We start from the raw sequence: 16,405 nt of genomic DNA on the forward strand, positions 1-16,405 counted from the left end.
CTCCTCTTGATGAGTAATTCTGGTCACACTTATCAAAAAACCGATTAATGGTCAATGAGAAGATTTTCTTTGCTTAGAGCAACTTTATCTCTACCATTCCTGTTAACCACTATTGCTTTACCGATAAGACTTTCCTCTCCTGCTTTCGCAGATACCCTCTCTCAGGGGGAGGTTCCGCTGATTCCACGTGAAGTCTTGTTTGGCAACCGTGAGGTGAGTGGGGTTAGCTTGAGTCCAGATGGTAAGCAGATTATTTTTCTGGCGCCCCATCGGGGAGTGCTGAATCTTTGGGCTCAAGAGCTTGAAGCGGGATCTAAACCACGTCTGCTTACAAACAGCACGAATCGTCCCACTAGGGCTGCTAGTTGGAGCGTTGATGGTCGATATCTAATCACTAGCCGCGACAGCTATGGCGATGAAAACATTGTTTTGATTCGAATCGATCCAACGACTGGCGAGGCGATTGATCTCACACCAGGTAAGGGTGTCAAAGCTGCTATCTGGGGTGATGACCAAGATGTCCCCGATGAGTTGGTCATCGGCCTAAATGATCGCGATCCTCGCTATCACGATCTCTAGGTAATCAATCTAGAGACTGGTAAGCGTCGCTTACTGTATGAAGCCAATGATGGCCATTTGGTCTCTGTCGACTGGATTGACGGTGATTGGCAGTTGGTTCTGCGAAAACGGATGCAACCAGATGGTGGCAATACTTACGTCCTTCGTCTGCCTGGCCAAAAAGGTTGGAAACCATTTTTAAGCTTCAGCTTTGAAGAAAGTCAGGCTGGATCAGCACCTCTTGGGTTCGATAGAAATGCAACTTGGTTGTATGGGTTGCTGAATATCAAAGATGGTTTGCCTTGCTTGGTGCGCTGGCGCACCGAAGATCTGCAGAGTTGTAAAGAAGATTGCCCTTATGAGCTCGTGTATCAGCCTGAAAGTGGAACACTTGGAGTTGAACTATCAGACCCTAAAACTGATGCTCCACAAATTTTGATTGAAACTGACTTACTCAGTCGTAAGATTATCATAGATCAGGAACTTGTGAATGATCTGAGTGCTCTTAAACAACTTGCTAAAGATCGTGAATTCTATATCGTTAATGATGATGTCGATTCAATGACATGGCTAGTGAGTTTATATTCCGATACCCACTCGCCACAGTATTGGATATGGAATCGTAATCATAAAAATGGCCAAAAACTCTTCTCAGTTAACCCTTCGCTTGATAAATACAAGCTTTCATCAATGGAAAGCATTGAGTTACGCGCCCGTGATGGTTTGCGTCTCCCTTCTTGCTAAACAACTTGGTGGAAGGTTTGAACCAATTGGTGAGACAATCCAAAATTCATCTATGCAATGGCGAAGCAAGTCCGGTACTAGAGGTATAGTCAATAAGTAAATAGAATTACTGCCAAGATTCTTAGAATGCAATGGATCTAGAGATGCTAGTAATTTGCCTATGGCCTGTCTGTTACGATCATTTAAATATTTGGGTACATTTCGACTAACTTTCCCGCTATTTAACTGACTTCGACATTTATCTAGCTATAAGACTTTGTTGCCCGAAGAAAAGTTGACAATGATTGCCTTATCTATGCGGTTGATGACTCTTTAATTGCAGGGAAAGTTTGCCCAACCCGACGCCTCCTTTTGCGTATAGTTGAAGCTTTGGTTGTATGCCTTGAATTGACTTGGTTTGAGATTCTACCTTTTAAGTGTGCTGTTTCTAGAGCTTTATTTTTTCATTTCCAGATCTTAGAACGCAATGACTAACTGACCAATCATATTCTTGCCAGACACTTACTGGTAATTTAAAGTTTGCACCTGGAAAATCATTTAGAGCAACCTGAGTAGGCATTGCAGAGCAGTATGGTCTACTTCCGGGTTTTGCTAGGTATTGCTGGTGATAGGACTCGGCATAATGGAATTGTTGATCGGCTTTGATTTCAGTTGTAATTGCTCCAAAACCAGCCTTGCTTAAGAGTTGCTGAAAGCTGTCTCGACTGGCCTGCGCAAGCTCAATCTGCTGAATCGTTGTGGTGTAAATCGCCGATCGATATTGACTCCCTCGATCATTACCCTGGCGATTTCCTTGTGTGGGGTCATGGCACTCCCAGAACAATTTGAGGAGGTCGCTGTAGTCAATCACGGATTTATTCCACACCACCCGTACGATTTCAGTGTGTCCGCTACGTCCTGAGCAGACCTCTTGATAGGTCGGCTGCTCTTGATGACCACCGGCGTAACCCACTGCCGTGGTGATGATTCCAGGCAATTTCCAGAAACCCTTTTCGGCTCCCCAAAAGCAGCCACAAGCAAACAGAGCATCTTCCTGATCTGTGGTTAGCGGGTCATTCAGCCTTGTACCTAGAACGGCGTGCTGCTGAGTTCCTGAGGGAATTGCAGCCTCTTTTGAAGCCTTTGGGGTTAACCACGATGGGAACATCAAATTCAGGCAAGATTACTAACCATAGGCAACTCCTTTTGGTTTTAGATGCAGGTGGTTATGGAGCCCTGTCACGAACCACAAAAAGAGGGGGGGGTAAGCCTAAAATAAGGTTCATCTTCAACAGTTTAGAGCCAATCTTGTTTAGATCAGATGGATTCAGAATACCCATCGCCACCTCAATTATGTGAACATACAATATCCTCTTTCACAATTTCTTGCACTTATAATAGTGCAGATTGACTTTCATGATTAGCTAAAGTTCAATGATTTTTTGATCTGGTCAAAAACTCTGCTAACAGCTGTTTGGCTGCCATTCTTTTCGGGCTATCTTCTTGTTTGCTAGCTACAAACCCTCCAATATGAGCTGAGATACTTCTGCAATGCATTTCATTGTTGCTTCAACGCGTGAAACAGATAATTATGTTTCCAGCATCAGAGCAATCTGTATGCACATTCTTATAATCAAGTGTTAAGTGGCTAGCGGCTTCATTTCTTTTATTCTCTGACTTTATTTATTTTAAATTAAATCATTATTCCTTCTGCTTCCAGGGTGATTTATATAACAGTTTGGCTTGTTTGATTGATCCTTTTGATTTCCCATTCAGGTCTTCTCCGAACAGAGTCTCTGGATCGCTTCACCTCTGTCACTTGGCTTGGCTACGGTTTAATGAACGCTTGTGATTAGAGATTTTGAGACTGACCCATTCGCGTTTCTTTTGATGTTGGTAATAAAATTAAAAGGAGTCTTCCTAGCGATGATTTGAAACATTATTTGAAATAGTTAAGGCAGAAGTTTTTCTGTCATCGGCTTTCCAATATTGTTCGTCCAGTTGGCCCCTGATTTGATTGCAGAGGTTGATCATTTTTGCTGAAGCCAGTAGTGGATTTACTTTATACTATACGAGCAACCTTGGTGTTTTTAGTGAGATCCAAGCAGAGCCCTTGATAGCTGCCTTGATGAGGGCTCAAGGCATAATACTTAGACTATTTTCGTCTTCGGATCTTAATTAACAGGCTTACATTTATAAACCTGTAGGTTGATCAGTTTGGAAACGCACATTACTCAATTAACGTTAACTTTGGGATGCTTCTTTGGGCTCCAGAGAGATGTGGTTGAGCAGGGTTGTTACGAAGGCGAACAGGAGGAAGGGCAGGCTTAATACCAAGATCAAGCCAACGCCAACTAGAGCGAACAGAGGCCTGCTCGAGCCCATTAGACCCAGGCCTGCTGCAAGGCTTACGAAGATCACTGCCATCCAGGCCAAGACTTGGCCATAGATGTCTCCAAAGGTGAGAGTACAACGCAAGGAGTATGGAGTGTTGGCTGGCATGTCATTGCCTTTATACTCTTCATTGTATTTAAGCCTTTTAACCCCCGCCTGTCTTACGATTGAAACATATCATATTGAGATGCATGAGCCCTTTGATAGCAATGGCTCTAGGTGATCAGGTTGTGGGTTGAAGACACCATCTTTGTTCCCACTATTTAATAAATTGACAGATAGATCTTCTTTTAAGTTATTGCCCAGGCTTGTTATCGTTTTTAATGAACCAGCAAGCTTCTGCTGTAAGTTTCAACTTTATGATGTCCATAGAATCTATGGATGCCTGATTTAGCTAATAGGGAAATCTCATAAATGAAACCAAGCCTTCCTGCTTCTTGTAATTATAAGGATGTTTCTATAATGAACAAGAAGTAGTACGCTAATTGAGGCGCAAACTAATCTCACAATCCTAACGACGTGTGCACAGTAAAAGCACCCCTTCCACTGCTTCAAAGACTGAGTCAGGTGCCAGGCATGGAAAAAGGCAAATATCGACTTATTATTTTGCTTCCCCAGTTAGGTGACTTTGACAGCCTCGAATATGCTCAAGCGCTAGTAGCTGATATGCCAAGGCTAAGGGCTGCTGGGATCTCCACTTTGGCCATAGGCATAGGCAACGCTGAGAGTGCGGAACGATTCTGCACCTTTACTGGCTTTCCTAAGCAAAATATGTTGGTAGATGAGGAACCGACACTCCACAGAGAGCTGGGTCTCTATGGCGGACTAAAAACACTTGGTGGCCCTTGGCCTGCATTGTTTTTAATGTGCGCAGGCATTGGTTCTCCAGGCACCCTGTCTGAAGTACTACGTGGCTACACAGGAGATCGTAATGCACCCCAGCGAATCGCGAATAACGAAACCATCAATATCTCCCCATTCCCATCCGTAAGAGGATCCTTTTTCAGGCGAGCTGGTGGTGAGGGTTTTCAAAGACCATTTGAACTCGCTACTATTCGACTCCGAAACATGATAGAAGTGCTAAGTAACTTGGGTACTTACTTACCTCGTGACGACTTCATTACACAACGGGGCGGTACTTATTTACTAGATTGTGACGACACACTTTTATATAGCCACCAAGACAAGGGGATCCTCGGATTCTCAGAAACAATGGCCAAACCCCTTTCTTTCCTAGGCCAATATCTAGATAAGAATTAATATGAATAAAATATCAACTCCAATGTTCTAATAATTCAGACTTGCTTGCTAACTTTCGATTTGGCGACTAGTATAGATAAAACAACCATAATAATATGCATGATACTTAAGCAAGTGCTGTAAAGCGTCTAGTAACTATTTAGTATAAGTCACAATCAATAGATGTTGTCGGCACCGCTATGTTATTCAGTGCCTTGGGGCTAAATTGCAACCAACTATATGTATGATCCTCATTAACTCCAAACATCTATAGGTTAATCACGCCCCTTCCTATCTTATAAGAAGGCAATATCAGAAGATTTAACAAATAACTTGATTCTTCAAACCCTGCAAAACTTCTAATCATCACAAGCCACGACTGAAAGTTAGCTGAAGCCTTTACAATCTTATGTGAACGACAGTATGTATATTATAAACTAACTACACAAGTGTCCTGCATCCCAGTACTTCTCTATTAGTATGAATAGGCACCCTCCTTTAAACAAGTTCATTTCACCAATGATGGTCTTAAACGTTAAACCTGAGCATGAATGATCTAACCAAGGCGATCAACCTTCATTTGGCCTGTGAGTTTCAGGCAAGTCATACCTACCTAGCGATGTCAATTTGGCTTCGCGAGAAGGATTTAGCCGGATTTTCCTCATACATGCAAATTAAGAGCCAAGAGGAACGTGGTCATGCAGATCGACTTATTGCTTACCTTGTTGATTGCGATGAGCAGGTCGAGCTTCCCGCTGTTGAAGCTCCACAACGCAATTGGGGGTCCACCCAGGATCTCTTTGATCAGGTTTACGAGCTAGAAAAAGATGTAACAGCATCAATTAACCGTATTTATTCCATAGCTGAACAAGCTGGTGAGCGTAGTGCGACCGCCATGCTCGATTGGTTCATCGCAGAACAGTTACAAGAGGAAGCGGAAGCTCGTTTCGTGCGTAAGCGCCTTCGCCTGGCTGGTGATAACACTGCTGCGCTACTTCTTTTGGATCAACAGTTTCTTGATGGAACTGCCTTGACAACTGTCAAGGGTGGCCTTACTGGATTAAAACAATCTGAGAATTAATTCCAAGTTTTTATGATCACTATTTAATAATACTAGAAAACATCTACAGCCAATGCTTGTTGTAGTTTCATTCGCAATCAATTCCATTGCAATGATCTGGTATTAATAAAAGTTGTTCAAGGCCTTCTTCTGACATACAATACTATTGCATTGCTTCAACCAATATCTTCTAGCCATAAAATGTTTGTAAAAATAATCACCCTGTTAGATAAGCTCTGAAAAGTCACGTCCCGACAATGATTTCTTTGGCATGTCTTATTTCACATTTGACAAATTTTAACTCTCAATCATGCTTTAAGTTAAATTAATGAGTGACATGTTCTCTACTTTTATTTGTAATTAAAACCAATAATAAAAAAAGGCAGAGTGAGAACTCTGCCCTTCCTTACAATCGATGCCAACTCAGATTTCACGTCATATTGGTCCCTTGTCCATCATTATCGGCTTTACCTCCGATGATAAAAATAGCCAAGCAGGCCGAGCCAATGATTCCACACACCACTGCTGAGAGGGTTCCAAAATCCATTGATGAATCCAGACAAAGTCCATATATCACTAGCCCAAGTAATCCCAATCACAGGATGGCATTGTGCAATTCGAAATGAGACTTAATCCTAGGTGAGCCAATCCATTGTGCCAATAGATACATACAACAAAGCGCCAGCGATGGCCTGCTTTGGTTCTTTCAGGATTCCTCAAAAGCCTTTGATATCAATAAGAATTAACCTTTTATGATTTGTTTACTGCGAAGCACGCTTCATTGCTTGTAGTAAATATTACCTGATAATGTAGCGCCGAATTCTCGCTTATGTGATCAATAATTTGTCTCTATAGTATCAACTGATAGGTCTTTGATGTGTCTAATGATCGTTTTTAATCATATAAATACTACGGCACATTATCATGTCTAAATCACACTTACCTTCTTCAAATATGTAGAGTTCTGTGTACACCTAGCTTCGAACTGTCGCTATACAAATAGATTTCATTTGCCCTAAACAAATTCATTCTCGTGCAAACCTACGGGAAAACAGACGTTACCTACGCCTGGTACGCGGGTAACAGTGGAGTGACCAACCGATCAGGCCGATTCATTGCCTCGCATATCGGTCATACAGGATTAATTTGCTTCGGCGCTGGTGCCAACACCCTGTTTGAGCTAGCTCGTTACGATTCCGCATTGCCAATAGGTGACCAAGGATTTGTAGTTCTTCCTCACCTAGCAGGTCTTGGTATTGGCGGCATAGAAAACGGTGTGATTACAGATTCCTATGGCATGCTTGTTGTCGCAGTCTTCCATCTCATCTTTTCGGCCGTTTATGCCGGTGGAGCGATGCTTCACTCCTTTAGATACAAGGAGGACCTGGGAGAATACCCGCAAGGATCCAGGCCTAACAAATTTGATTTTAAATGGGATGATCCAGACAGGCTCACCTTCATACTTGGACATCACCTGCTATTCCTAGGTCTTGGCTGCGTTCAATTTGTAGAATGGGCTAAATACCATGGTATTTATGACCCAGCAATGGGTGTTGTACGTAAGGTCGAATACAATCTTGACTTGTCAATGGTTTGGAATCATCAAATTGATTTCCTTACGATCAATAGTTTGGAAGATGTGATGGGAGGTCATGCATTCTTGGCCTTCTTCTTGAGTGCTGGTGCTATTTGGCATATTTTCAGCAAGCCATTTGGGGAATACACTGAATTCAAAGGGAAAGGACTATTGTCTGCTGAATTTGTGCTTTCTACCTCATTAGCAGGTGCAGCCTTTATTGCTTTTGTGGCAGCCTTCTGGGCTTCTATGAACACCACAATTTATCCAACTGATCTCTATGGTGGTCCTCTCAATATCGAATTGAACTTCGCACCCTATTTCTCAGATACGGATCCATTGTTTGGTGGAGACTTACACTCAGCCCGTTCATGGCTTTCAAACTTCCATTTCTACCTTGGATTCTTCTATCTTCAGGGTCATTTCTGGCATGGATTGAGAGCGATGGGCTTTGACTTCAAGCGTGTTGAAAAATTGTTCGATCAGCTAGAAAGCAACGAAATTAGCCTTAACCCAGCTAAAAGTACGACCGTGCCATCAACATCGACAGATAGCGCCACATAAACTAGCTCAAATTAACACTGCGATTTATCTCAAAATAGGAGCCCTGCTTAAGCAGGGCTTTTTTATTGAGCCTATGGATGTCAACTTGAAAATATATTGCTCAGCAAACTACAACTTCTGATTGTTCTATTGTTCGACTTGCCTCCCATTAGTTATACTGCTTCAAATACGTAAACCCTAATCTTCAATTTTGTAATTATGGCCAGCCAACGAAAATGGAATTTTCAAAGCATAGGGTGTCTTTGATTCATTAACGATCTTAAACAAACATCTATAACAAGCCATTGATATGGTCTACTTGCTATCGATACTTGGCTTTTCTTGTTGTGGATCTAGGTGCAGTGCTTCTATTCCTTTTCACGAGCTCTGCTTCGACGATTGTTTCACTGATTTTAATGTGATCTATTTACAATAGCCCTTTATCCTTAAGGTGTAGCCACATCTTTGTTGGTACTTATTGATCTCTAGCTTCATGATTATGAGCCATTTTGCGCAGGCGGCTTTGTTGTTGCTGCCTTATTAATAAATGAATATCGGCTCCCAATACCAAAACACCAAGCAAAACAATTCCTCCAATAGTTATTGGAGTCAGTTCTATTGCCGCGGCAAAAGGAGCTGTAGGCATCGTTGACTTAAAATGCTCTCTAATTATAGCTAGAATAAGTCGTTTGAGGCACTAAAAACTTAAACATCAAACCAATCCCAATGTCTAGATAGGCCTCTTACATGTGTGGTTTTACAGTCGCTATGTCTTCGCTTCTCTGTCTCCTAATCACTTCATTGATAGAGCTTCCCTTGTCTCCAAAAAACGTTATCAATTGGCTTTTACTGCATTCTATTCATTAACTGTAATCAAGCAGGCTTGCGATCTCAGTGTCAACCATATTTGAAATCACTCTGCCAGATTATTGCCATAAACAGGCAAAGTTTATGGCATGCACGCCTGGAATGCTAAGCCGCTTGACAACTTAGGCACGATTTAAGTCATTGCATACACCAGTAACATCAATGCCTTTACGAGATTCCATTTATATTTCCTTTTGATATGTTCTTCTTCCATCCAAGCTACGCCCGGGATTAGCCACTCTTTCAATGGCCAGGATTTGCATCATCTATACATTTGCAGTGCATGACGTTATTGCGCCTCAGCGACTGATTCCTTCTGCATCTGCCACAAATTTCATCATGTGCAAGTGAGCAGGTGATAACTTGACGGCTCCAATGGACTAAACAGCACCCCGGATGGTGTCGAAATTTACACAAGCATCAATCAGCAATACAGATTCCTCGCAACAGCACTATTGCTATTGAGAATCGCTTGCAAAAGGCACCGTTAAGCGTATAGGTTGCGAAGAGTTCTCAAAAAGCACTTGAGAGGCTTCGCATGAGCTTCCGATTCCTGCCAGATGATCCAGTCCCAACAGTGCGGATGCCAACAGGGCAATCCATCCTTATCGATCCTGCCGCTCGTTCAGGCGGCGCTTGTATCGAAGTCGTTGAGGGTATCGCCCGCGTTTACTGCCCATGCGAAGAAACTGAAGGAATGACTCTCGCTTTTCTTCAGGAAGGCGATCAACTACGCACCGACCGCTTGTGCAGTGAAGGTGTCTGTGTTGAAGCACTTACACCATTATGTTTTCGCAGCGATGCTGAAATCCGTGATGGGCATGACTTTGATGCGGTGAACGAATGGACCCTGCAGCTGCTTCGCATTCGCCATTTAGGTAATGCAGAACAGCGTCTCCAGGCATTGCTCGCCCTGCTTGTTAACCGCTTAGGGCGACGCTGTGGCGACTGGTGTGATCTCCCCTTCCGACTCACCCATGAGCGAATTGGTGAACTCATCGGATCTACGCGGGTGACCTCCACGCGACTGATCTCCAGGCTAAGGACCGCTGATCTTTTAAACGTTCCCAGCGGAGAACCCATCTTGCGCTTGGCCCCAGCCTTAATTGAATCAGCACCTCTTGCCGCCTCATAGCTCTGAGTGAATGAAAGACCTAGTTACGACATCAGACAGCGTTATCGCCAGTCTCTGTAGAGAGGTTGATGGGATCCGTCATCGCTGTAGCTCATTGCTAGAGGCTATTGCTAAATGTAATGACGACAACCTATCTTGCCGCCTGAAAAAAGAATTTCAGCAGCTCAGTAATCGACGCAGTCGATTACTCGAAACAGCCAAAGCAATACAATTTAAAAGTGTCGACGATAAACTCTCTATTGAATTTCTAATTGAGATCAGTAGCAGACCACTTGACATGAGAACTTGTTGGCCTCAAGAAAAAAAATCTGATTTTATTAGCCATAACTCATAGGCACTGTTAGTCAATATTTTAAAAGCACAGTTATCTATCGATATTGATGGCGATCACTAGGCCAGCTTTGCAGGTGAATGCTTTCCATCGCTCAATTCGCCGTCAATAATTAACATTGCAGAGGGTTGATTCTGGGCAAAACGTACTCGACCCAAGAGGTGAGCAAACTCATTTTCAGAGTCGACTTGATTATCGACTAGTGGATCAAGGAACACAGTCGTGCGCATATCAGAAGCTCGCTCAGCCATTGCATAAAGCTGATGCAGTGAGGTTGTTACGTCTGCCTCCATCTGGAATGAGGCAGCCATGATTTCATCTGTAGAGATCCATTCCTGACGGGGTGAAGGTACATCCTGCAGAACAACAGCTTGTCCACGAGCAATCAGGTAATCTGCAAAATGGGCGGCATGTTCCTGTTCTTGAATAGCTTCTTGCTTGAAGTAATGGGAAAAGCCGCGCAATTCGCGCTCAGCAAACCAAATCGCAATAGCAAAGTAAGCAGCGCTAGCATTTCTCTCCATGGTTAGATGCTGATGGAGAGCCTCAACCAGAGAAGCTTCCATTGACTGAGCGATTGCACGTCCTGCAGGACCAGTGGTAAGGGCTACAGCTTTAGTACTGGTAGGCAATGCCATGATTTGTCTTGTCGAGATTGCACAGAGTGGCGAGGATGGATTAGCAACCAGGCAAATGTGCATAGAGTGATGTGACGAATGCTACAAGCCCTTTTACATCTTGAAAAGGTCTCTTCAGGTGCGATTTGGACCCCATATAATGAGAATCAGTCTCAGTTGCGGAGTTACCGCAGGTCTTTATGGCCAAGGCCTTGGGGAATGACTTTGTGGACAGTCGTCTGCGACGTCTTGAGCCCGTTCAAAACAAGAAAAAAACCTGCAAAAAGCGGAAGTGCTCGAAGTGGAAAGGTGGCAAATGTGTTTGCAGCCGGGGCTGATCACCCATTCCTTTGCGAAAAGGGGTTATTGATGGCTAATACAACTTGATCAGGATAAATTTGTAGCCTTAATTGTTGTTAAGTGATTGAGAGCACCACTGGTTAGGCCTTGGTGGTCAAGCATTGCCCTCAACATAGTGGGCATGGAATCGCTCCGGGGAAAAGAAGGCCTTTTTGTCCCGCGCGGAAGGCGACGAAGCAGCGCTCGCCTGTCTTGACAGGGCGTTCAAGTGGTTGACGCACACGCAACGTGTGATTTCCAAGCTCCACACGCAACAACCAGTGACTACCAAGAAACTCGCGACCTTGAATCAGAGCCTCGCCTCTGGGATCCTGCTGAATCTGAAGAGCCTGATCATCGACCATTAACTCAGTTGCCTTAGCAGCGTTCGGTTCCGTGGGTTTTGAGAGAGGACCAATCGGCGTCAGCCAATGTTCGCCACCCATGTTGAGAGGAAGCAGGTTTCCTTGGAGCACAAAACGACCAACAAAAGGTGTGGCTGGTTTTTGCACCAGATCAGAGGGTGATGCGCACTGATGAAGCTCACCATTGCGCAGGACCGCAACCCGATCGCAGATTGCCAGGGCTTCTTGAGGATCATGTGTCACAAGCAGACCACTGGCACCACATGTTTGAAGAACACCTGCAAGCTCGCTGCGCAAACGCAGACGTACCTCAACATCAAGGTTGGAAAAGGGTTCATCAAGAAGTACGAGTGATGGCCCTGGGGCCAATGCCCTTGCCAGTGCCAAGCGTTGGCGTTGGCCTCCAGAAAGCTGATGCGGATAACGGTGACGAAGATCCGCTAGGCCAAGCATCTCAAGCAGCCATTCTGCTCGGCTGGTGTCTTGGCCGCGGCGTAAACCAAAACAGGTATTGCGCCAGGCATCGAGATGGGGGAAAAGAGCATAATCCTGAAACACCATGCCTATGCTGCGGCGCTCGGGTGGCAGCATTCCCCGTGAGCTTGCGACCTCGTGATCATCGATGCAGATTGTCCCTCGCACAGGCTGTTCAAATCCAGCAATCAATCGCAGCAAGGTTGTTTTGCCACAACCGGAAGGTCCCAACAAACCAACGAGCTCACCTCTCTGGAGGTTCATATTGATGGATTGCAGTGTCCAACCTTCTGCTGATCCATCACCGTAATGATACCAGAGGCCCTTGATTTGCAAGTGGTTAGTCATCAAAATCGTATATCCATAGCTGGGGTGGATTCGATAAGTCGTGCCGAGAGCAGAAAAGTCCCGCCAGGTTCAATTAGCTGAAGATCATTCTTGTTCCGAAACAAGGTGATCTGACGAGTAACAGTGGAGCGCGTGGCCCCAATTAGTTCGGCCATGCGTGCATGGCCAAGGGGAAAGGGCAATTCATAACCTTCACTTCTACGGATGCCAAAGCGACCAATCAGAAGTTTTAAAAGAGCAACTAACCTTGCTTCGGCTCCGACTGGATGTCTGACAAGATGAAAATCAAATAGCCAATCCCATAGGAGATCTTGATCTTTCGGGCAGTTGTCTGCGTAATGAAGGCCAATTGAACTATTCGTGAGTGCCTCAAGTAAAAAGTTGCTGCAGTCGGGTAACCGAATCCAACTAGATTCAGAATCACCACAAAAAGCCAAAGTGATATCAGGAAAATGATCTCCGAAGGAGCCTGAGATCCTGGCAATGCCCTGCTGAAAAAACAGCCGCACGTAGCGAGATTGATCCGTCTGAGAGGACAGCAGGATGCTCTGCCCTACTGTGAGTTGAAGTGATTCCAGCGATTCCAGTTGACTACTGACTGTTATCGGACAAGACGCATTGTGTAATGGTTTACGGAGGGAAGGGAACTCTTCCTCGCCATAACTACTGGTAGCAGAATCAAAGGTGATGTTTGTGGCAGGTTTCCAAGATCCATTGCTGTCAGATAGATCCCAGCATCTACTAGAGATTTTTGAGTCAACAGCGACCCCAATAGATGACAATTGTCACAAGCAGATGAATCATTCTCACCCATCAAGCACAGATCAATGCTTGCTTGGGATGTGACATTTATTACATCTAGAGGTAGCTATTGATTCGGGTCGCTTGATTGTGGGGGGGAGTAGGTAAAAAGCAGAAAAATGAGCGTGTTGGTTTTTTGGTCAAGAGTCAGGCTTTGGATCCAACAAAAGGCCAGCCATCCTGTTCATGGGGCTGCTTGGATCCAAGTTAAGCTGTATAGTTTCAAATTTTATTCATGAAAAATAACTTATAGCGAGCAGAATCCATGACCTGCACAACGATTTTATCTCCATAGAAGCAATTAAAGATGGCTAGAATGGCAGGTGTCTATGTCAAGGAATTATCTGTTTATAATGATCGACTTGGCTAAGCCTATTGTAAGGCTAGCTAGAAAACTGTCGGCGCCAAGAGAAGTCAATAACTGCTATGAATACTATATTCGCAGTCAGATTCCTGGTGTAGGACTTGCCTGTTATTAGCACTTTAAATATGGATTGAAGTATACATTCATGCAGGCAGAGCATCGTGTCTTCTGGGTTTACGATGATGAATATAATGAATAACAGTATTCGCTTTTGTATCTATCAAGTATACGGCGTTGGCCTGATAGAGCTGTGCTAAATAGACCTGCAAATTTAGTTTCTGAAAAATGATGAAATGGTTGTTCCTGTAGATTTATATGGCCCTAGGGGGATTTCTTAATGCAAGAGTCTTGCTATTCTAAATGTAATCATCATTGACAATGAATGTAATGATTATTGATGAGAAAATAGAAGATTTAGGCATCCCATTTAGCGACCCATTCATTTTTTATTTCTTAGTTGGCGTTAGTCTTGAAGTTGAAATATCTTGCTCGATTTACTGTAGTCCAACAATTAGTGAATGCCTTAGCTGATTGAGCGGCTAAGCATCGAGATGAATGGCATAGTTTCCCAAAGACTTCTTAAAAGGCAATTGCGTCCATGCCCTTGATCAACATCCAAGCATCAGTTCCAGCTGTAGCTGATGCCAACTCACTGCTGCAAGAGCTCTCTAGCAAGCTTGCTGAGCTACTGGGGAAACCAGAGAAATATGTGATGACATCTCTTCAATGCGGTGTGCCAATGACATTTTCGGGAAATACTGAACCGACTTGCTATGTGGAGGTGAAAAGCATTGGAGCTCTCGATGGTAGCCGTACGCAAGAAGTGAGCGAACTCGTGTGTGGCCACATCGAGCAGAATCTTGGTATTCCTGCTGATCGAATCTATATCGGCTTTGAGGATGTCCCTGCTCGACTCTGGGGTTGGAACGGAAGTACCTTCGGTTGAAGTGATCGTGATATGCCGCCAAAGGATGTCAAATAACCTTAGGGTAAATGAAGTAATTGTTGGCGTCCATGTAACTTAAAAAGTAGGTTTAATATTGGGATTCATAGGCAGATAAGCAAGAGTAGATGTTCAAAAAGAAATTTTTTGACCAATGAATGATAAAAATGAAACAAGCACCTCAATTCGCAATTCAATGAAAGACACGTGAGAAAAAATCAACGAGCAGAAACGATCATGCGAAGACTAAACGAGCACTATCCTGATCCTGCCATTCCGCTCAACCATCATGACGATTTCACCCTATTGATTGCAGTTGTTTTAAGTGCGCAGTGCACTGATAAGAAAGTCAATGAGGTGACAGTATCTCTGTTTGAACATGCACAGACCCCAGAGGAGATGTATCAGTTAGGTGAAGTGAGAATACTAAATATGATCCGACAGCTAGGGCTGTCAAAGCAAAAAGCCAAAAACATACATAGACTCTCGGAAATCATTGTTCAACGCTTCCATTCTTCCGTACCACAGAATTTCAATGATCTAGAATCACTCCCTGGAGTGGGACATAAAACAGCAAGTGTTGTCATGGCTCAAGCTTTTGGGGTGCCTACATTTCCAGTTGATACGCATATCCACCGTTTAGCTCAAAGATGGGGACTATCTAATGGCAGCAGTGTACTTCAGACAGAAAAAGATCTCAAAAAGCTGTTCCCGAAATCAGCATGGAATAAGCTTCATCTCCAGATCATCTACTATGGTCGTGAAAACTGTACCGCAAGGGGATGTGATGGAACAACCTGTGATTTATGTAGAGAGCTATATCCAAAACGACGCAATCCAGTAAAGTGGATCAAAGCCTAGCCTGGTAAATAATAAGATATTGTCTGATAACTATGCATTCGCAAATGACGTCATGAGTTAAATATGAACGTATATATAGCTACAAAAATATTTTGTTATTAATCCTTAGCCTTATTCAATCGCTTTGGCTCCCGTGAAAGAGCAAGTGCAGCAAAAATCCCTCCAAGAAATCCACTTGCATGACCGATCCAGCTCACCCCAGCCGGAGACACGCCTGGGATCAAAGCCGGAAGTGCATTTCCAAAAAGAACCAAACCCACGACTGACAATAAAATGGTCATGAAACGGCGTTCAAGAAACCCAATTAACAAAAGGTAGCCGAGTAGTCCATACAAAACACCTGACATGCCATGGCTTCCTCTAGGCCAAAATAACCAAACCGGTATTTCCATCACAACAACAGCAATTAAAATACCAATATAATCACGAATGCCCTTGCTAAGTACTAACCAGCTTAGCGGTAAAAACATAATCGTGTTAGAGGTCAGATGACCAAAACCTGCATGGCTAAATGGAGCGGTTAGTAGACCCCACCAAGGCAGGCCAGGCCCTATAGGCAGATTCCAATTACCCGAAAAAAATATCTGATCAATACTCTCCTGTAGCCAAGCAATCCCGACAAAGAACACAGGGAGTAATAACCGAAAGCTCAGCATATGCTTACGTTTGGATTGGTTCACTCAAGATGCTTTGAAATGAAAATCGCATGATTCACCATTCTATTGTGCGGCAACTCCCCTACAACTCCATTAAGACATCGCAGTAATCAGCAGCGCTGTAGATCAATAACCTGCGATCAAAGCTGATCTTCTTTGACATTTCGAACCTAAGAAAGGTTCTCCAGCACGCTTGAAAGACTCCGCTCGC

General features: G+C 43.8%; 15 protein-coding genes. 8 read left to right on the plus strand and 7 right to left on the minus strand.

What is annotated here, in order from left to right:
• The first annotated feature begins 54 nt into the window (after window positions 1-54).
• Window positions 55-579, plus strand: a complete 525-nt coding sequence (locus AKG35_RS02590; RefSeq protein WP_011129869.1) for a TolB family protein — start codon at window positions 55-57, stop codon at window positions 577-579.
• A gap of 57 nt (window positions 580-636) precedes the next feature.
• Window positions 637-1,302, plus strand: a complete 666-nt coding sequence (locus AKG35_RS02595; RefSeq protein ID WP_011129870.1) for a hypothetical protein — start codon at window positions 637-639, stop codon at window positions 1,300-1,302.
• Window positions 1,303-1,729: 427 nt separating this feature from the next.
• Here the strand turns inward: AKG35_RS02595 and msrA are convergent, their stop codons facing one another.
• Together msrA and AKG35_RS02605 are read right to left on the minus strand one after the other, a co-directional pair.
• A complete protein-coding gene (gene msrA, locus AKG35_RS02600; protein WP_011129871.1) occupies window positions 1,730-2,449 on the minus strand; it encodes a peptide-methionine (S)-S-oxide reductase MsrA in 720 nt (239 codons plus the stop codon).
• 1,076 nt (window positions 2,450-3,525) lie between these two features.
• Window positions 3,526-3,783: a hypothetical protein gene (locus AKG35_RS02605; protein WP_011129872.1), complete on the minus strand. Its 258-nt coding sequence runs from the start codon at window positions 3,781-3,783 to the stop codon at window positions 3,526-3,528.
• Between the two features lie 468 nt (window positions 3,784-4,251).
• Here AKG35_RS02605 and AKG35_RS02610 point away from each other — a divergent pair, with 468 nt between their 5' ends.
• From AKG35_RS02610 to AKG35_RS02620, 3 genes are all read left to right on the plus strand, one after another.
• Window positions 4,252-4,935 (plus strand): peroxiredoxin-like family protein, encoded by a 684-nt coding sequence (locus AKG35_RS02610; RefSeq protein WP_011129873.1) that lies wholly within the window; start codon window positions 4,252-4,254, stop codon window positions 4,933-4,935.
• Window positions 4,936-5,461: 526 nt separating this feature from the next.
• Window positions 5,462-5,995, plus strand: a complete 534-nt coding sequence (locus tag AKG35_RS02615; protein WP_011129874.1) for a ferritin — start codon at window positions 5,462-5,464, stop codon at window positions 5,993-5,995.
• A 1,012-nt stretch (window positions 5,996-7,007) separates the two neighbouring features.
• Entirely contained in the window at window positions 7,008-8,114 is a 1,107-nt protein-coding gene (locus AKG35_RS02620; RefSeq protein WP_011129875.1) for a chlorophyll a/b binding light-harvesting protein, read from the plus strand.
• Window positions 8,115-8,568: 454 nt separating this feature from the next.
• Here AKG35_RS02620 and AKG35_RS12705 read toward each other — a convergent pair whose 3' ends face one another.
• Window positions 8,569-8,739 (minus strand): hypothetical protein, encoded by a 171-nt coding sequence (locus tag AKG35_RS12705; RefSeq protein WP_157859791.1) that lies wholly within the window; start codon window positions 8,737-8,739, stop codon window positions 8,569-8,571.
• 759 nt (window positions 8,740-9,498) lie between these two features.
• Here AKG35_RS12705 and AKG35_RS02625 point away from each other — a divergent pair.
• On the plus strand, window positions 9,499-10,095 hold the full coding sequence (locus AKG35_RS02625) for a helix-turn-helix domain-containing protein (RefSeq protein WP_011129876.1): 597 nt from the start codon (window positions 9,499-9,501) through the stop codon (window positions 10,093-10,095).
• Between the two features lie 390 nt (window positions 10,096-10,485).
• Here the strand turns inward: AKG35_RS02625 and AKG35_RS02635 are convergent, their stop codons facing one another.
• The 3 genes from AKG35_RS02635 to AKG35_RS02645 all read right to left on the minus strand — a co-directional run bounded on the left by AKG35_RS02635 (window position 10,486) and on the right by AKG35_RS02645 (window position 13,351).
• Window positions 10,486-11,064, minus strand: a complete 579-nt coding sequence (locus AKG35_RS02635) for a ferritin (RefSeq protein WP_011129878.1) — start codon at window positions 11,062-11,064, stop codon at window positions 10,486-10,488.
• 446 nt (window positions 11,065-11,510) lie between these two features.
• Window positions 11,511-12,569 carry an ABC transporter ATP-binding protein gene (locus AKG35_RS02640; RefSeq protein WP_011129880.1) on the minus strand — a complete coding sequence of 353 codons (1,059 nt, stop codon included), beginning with the start codon at window positions 12,567-12,569 and terminating at the stop codon, window positions 11,511-11,513.
• On the minus strand, window positions 12,569-13,351 hold the full coding sequence (locus tag AKG35_RS02645; protein ID WP_011129881.1) for a helix-turn-helix domain-containing protein: 783 nt from the start codon (window positions 13,349-13,351) through the stop codon (window positions 12,569-12,571). The genes AKG35_RS02640 and AKG35_RS02645 overlap by 1 nt, the downstream gene beginning before the upstream one ends.
• A 981-nt stretch (window positions 13,352-14,332) precedes the next feature.
• Here AKG35_RS02645 and AKG35_RS02650 point away from each other — a divergent pair.
• Window positions 14,333-14,680: a phenylpyruvate tautomerase MIF-related protein gene (locus AKG35_RS02650; protein WP_011129882.1), complete on the plus strand. Its 348-nt coding sequence runs from the start codon at window positions 14,333-14,335 to the stop codon at window positions 14,678-14,680.
• 204 nt (window positions 14,681-14,884) lie between these two features.
• Window positions 14,885-15,538, plus strand: a complete 654-nt coding sequence (nth, locus tag AKG35_RS02655; protein ID WP_041384300.1) for an endonuclease III — start codon at window positions 14,885-14,887, stop codon at window positions 15,536-15,538.
• A gap of 98 nt (window positions 15,539-15,636) precedes the next feature.
• Here nth and AKG35_RS02660 read toward each other — a convergent pair whose 3' ends face one another.
• Complete coding sequence (locus AKG35_RS02660) at window positions 15,637-16,194, minus strand: rhomboid family intramembrane serine protease (protein WP_011129884.1); 558 nt, start codon at window positions 16,192-16,194, stop codon at window positions 15,637-15,639.
• Window positions 16,195-16,405 lie beyond the last annotated feature (211 nt).

Source organism: Prochlorococcus marinus str. MIT 9313 (assembly GCF_000011485.1).
GTDB classification, from domain to species: domain Bacteria; phylum Cyanobacteriota; class Cyanobacteriia; order PCC-6307; family Cyanobiaceae; genus Prochlorococcus; species Prochlorococcus marinus_D.